The sequence below is a fragment of the Dietzia maris genome (assembly GCF_014144855.1).
Lineage (GTDB): Bacteria > Actinomycetota > Actinomycetes > Mycobacteriales > Mycobacteriaceae > Dietzia > Dietzia kunjamensis.
On the sequence record NZ_JAALDN010000320.1, the window covers coordinates 1 to 2,829 of the forward strand.

4 protein-coding genes are annotated in these 2,829 nt (G+C 69.5%); 1 reads left to right on the top strand and 3 read right to left on the bottom strand.

Translation table 11 applies throughout. The features are described from left to right. Together G6024_RS17060 and pgsA are read right to left on the bottom strand one after the other, a co-directional pair. A partial coding sequence (locus G6024_RS17060; protein WP_338122141.1) for a CinA family protein occupies window positions 1-241 on the bottom strand: 241 nt, incomplete at its 3' end. After that, the gene (pgsA, locus tag G6024_RS10895) at window positions 136-723 is read right to left on the bottom strand and encodes a CDP-diacylglycerol--glycerol-3-phosphate 3-phosphatidyltransferase (protein ID WP_069389095.1); all 588 of its coding nucleotides are present in this window, start codon (window positions 721-723) and stop codon (window positions 136-138) included. The genes pgsA and G6024_RS17060, both read right to left, overlap by 106 nt. Window positions 724-805: 82 nt before the next feature. Here pgsA and G6024_RS10900 point away from each other — a divergent pair, with 82 nt between their 5' ends. Continuing rightward, entirely contained in the window at window positions 806-1,087 is a 282-nt protein-coding gene (locus tag G6024_RS10900) for a YciI family protein (protein ID WP_069389096.1), read from the top strand. 19 nt (window positions 1,088-1,106) lie between these two features. On the opposite strand, the gene G6024_RS10905 is transcribed toward G6024_RS10900, so the two are convergent. After that, on the bottom strand, window positions 1,107-2,829 hold a 1,723-nt coding region (locus G6024_RS10905; protein ID WP_235027868.1), incomplete at its 5' end, for a DNA translocase FtsK.

Here is a 2,829-nt window from a genome sequence, read left to right on the forward strand (position 1 = left end):
GCACCTCGGCCACGGTGGCCGCGAGCAGCCCGGCCGTGAGGGACTCGGCCGTGGCCAGGGTCCATCCGCGGTCCCGGAGTGCGGTGACGGCGGCGGCCGCCGGCGGGGACACGGCACCGGAGGGATCCACGAGGGTCAGTCCGCGGTGCGTGCGGCCCGGCGGGCCTTGACCAGGTAATCGATGCCGGTGAAGACGGTGAGCACCACGGCCGCACCGACGACGATCCACTCCACCGGCCACACCCAGTGCGGCAGCGGCAGGATGAGCATTCCCATGCCGACCGTCTGTGTGACGGTCTTGAGCTTGCCGCCCCTGCTCGCGGCCACGACGTAATCCACCCCGAACAGGCGCCACAGCGTGATGCCCACCTCGCGGACCAGGATCACCACGGTCACCCACCAGAACAGCTCGTCCACCAGTGAGAGCGAGATGAGCGCGGCGGCGATGAGCGCCTTGTCGGCGATCGGGTCCGCGATCTTGCCGAAGTCGGTGACCAGCCCCAGCTTGCGGGCCAGGTGACCGTCGACGTAGTCGGTGAACATCGCCACGGCGAAGACGACGAACGCCCCCACCCGCCACCAGGGATCCTGGGCGTCGGCGACGAAGAACAGGACCACGAAGACGGGGACCAGGAGGATCCTCACCACCGTGAGCACGTTGGCGATGTTGAGGACGGGGACCTCGTCGGTCCGGCGCCCGTTCTCGCGCGTGGAAGCAGTCACCCCCTCACCTTAGCGAGGACGGCGGGAATACCCTTGGTCGCGACGCACCCCCGACCCCGATCCCGATCCCAGGAGATCCACGATGCCGCTCTTCGTCGTCACCTACCGCTACTCCGATGCCCAGACCGAGGAACGGGAGGCCAACAAGCCCGCCCACCGCGAGTGGCTGTCCGCCCGCGTCGACGACGGGTCCGTCCGGTCCGTGGGACCGTTCGTCGACGGATCCGGGGCGTTGCTGGTGGTGGAGGCCGACGACGACGAGGCCGCACGATCGCTCGTGGGAGACGACCCCCACTGCCTGCGCGGAATGGTCTCGGAGATCACGGTCCGGGAGTGGACGCCGGTCTTCGGCGCCCTCGCCTGACGCACACCCCGCCCGGCCGCTACCCCACCGGGGTCTCGGCCGGGTCGCGGAGGTCGGCCGGCTCGTCGTCCGGATCCTCCTCCGGCGGGGCCCCGCCCTTGATCATCCAGAGCACCGAGGCGAGTTCCTCGGGCTTGACCAGCACGTCGCGGGCCTTGGACCCCTCGGAGGGTCCGACGATGTCGCGCGACTCCATCAGGTCCATGAGTCGGCCGGCCTTGGCGAAGCCGACCCGGAGCTTGCGCTGCAGCATCGAGGTGGAGCCGAACTGGCTGGACACCACGAGCTCCACGGCGGCGAGCAGGTCGTCGAGGTCGTCGCCGATGTCGGCGTCGATGTCCTTCTTGCCGTCCTCCTTGGCGGCGGTGATGGACTCGTCGTACTCGGGCTCGGCCTGGTTCTTGGCGTAGTCGACGACCTCGTGGATCTCCTCGTCGGTGATGAACGCACCCTGCATACGGATGGGACGCGAGGCACCCATCGGAATGAAGAGGCCGTCGCCCATACCGATGAGCTTCTCCGCCCCGGCCTGGTCGAGGATGACCCGGGAGTCGGTGAGCGAGGACGTGGCGAACGCCAGACGGGACGGCACGTTGGTCTTGATGAGGCCGGTGACCACGTCGACGGACGGCCGCTGCGTGGCCAGGACGAGGTGGATGCCGGCGGCGCGGGCCTTCTGGGTGATGCGGACGATCGCGTCCTCGATGTCGCGGGGCGCGGTCATCATGAGGTCGGCCAGCTCGTCGACCACCGCCACGATGTACGGGTAGGGCCGGTAGACGCGCTCGCTGCCGGGCGGCGTCGTGATGGCTCCCGACTTCACGCGCTCGTTGAAGTCGGTGATGTGGCGAACGCGGGTGGACTTCATGTCCTGGTAGCGCTGCTCCATCTCCTCGACGAGCCACGCGAGCGCCGCGGCCGCCTTCTTGGGTTGGGTGATGATCGGCGTGATGAGGTGCGGGATGCCCTCGTACGGCGTGAGCTCCACCATCTTGGGGTCGACGAGGATGAGGCGGACCTCGTCCGGGGTGGCCCGCGTGAGCAGGGACACGAGCATCGAGTTGACGAAGCTCGATTTGCCCGAACCGGTGGAGCCGGCCACCAGGAGGTGCGGCATCTTGGCCAGGTCGGCGGTGACGAAGTCGCCCTCGATGTCCTTGCCCAGTCCGATGAGCATCGGATTGTGCTTGCTGGCGGTCTTGGGGTCGGTCAGCACGTCCGCCAGCCGCACCAGTTCGCGGTCGAGGTTGGGCACCTCGATGCCGACCGCGGACTTGCCGGGGATCGGCGCCAGCAGCCGCACGTTGTCCGTGGCGACCGCGTAGGCGATGTTGCGGTGCAGGGCGGTGATCTTCTCGACCTTCACGCCGGGGCCCAGTTCGACCTCATAGCGCGTGACGGTCGGGCCGCGGGTGAATCCGGTGACGGCCGCGTCGATCTTGAACTGCTCCAGGACGCCCTGGATGGCCTCGATCATCTGGTCGTTGGACTCGCTGCGCGACTTGGGCGGGTCACCGGCCGTGAGCAGGCTGACGGGCGGCAGGGCGTAGTCCACGCCGTTCAGCAGCTGGGTCTGGGAGTCGAGCCGCTCCGCGTCGCTCTCGGAGGCGGTGTGGGTGGACGGGACGTTGGTCTGCGGGACCGCGGAGGTGTCCACCGACGGTGTCGAGGCGGCACGTCCGGGCGCGGTGGCCGGCGAGGACGGGGTGGCCGAGGCCGGCGGGCCGGCGGGGGCCTCGTCG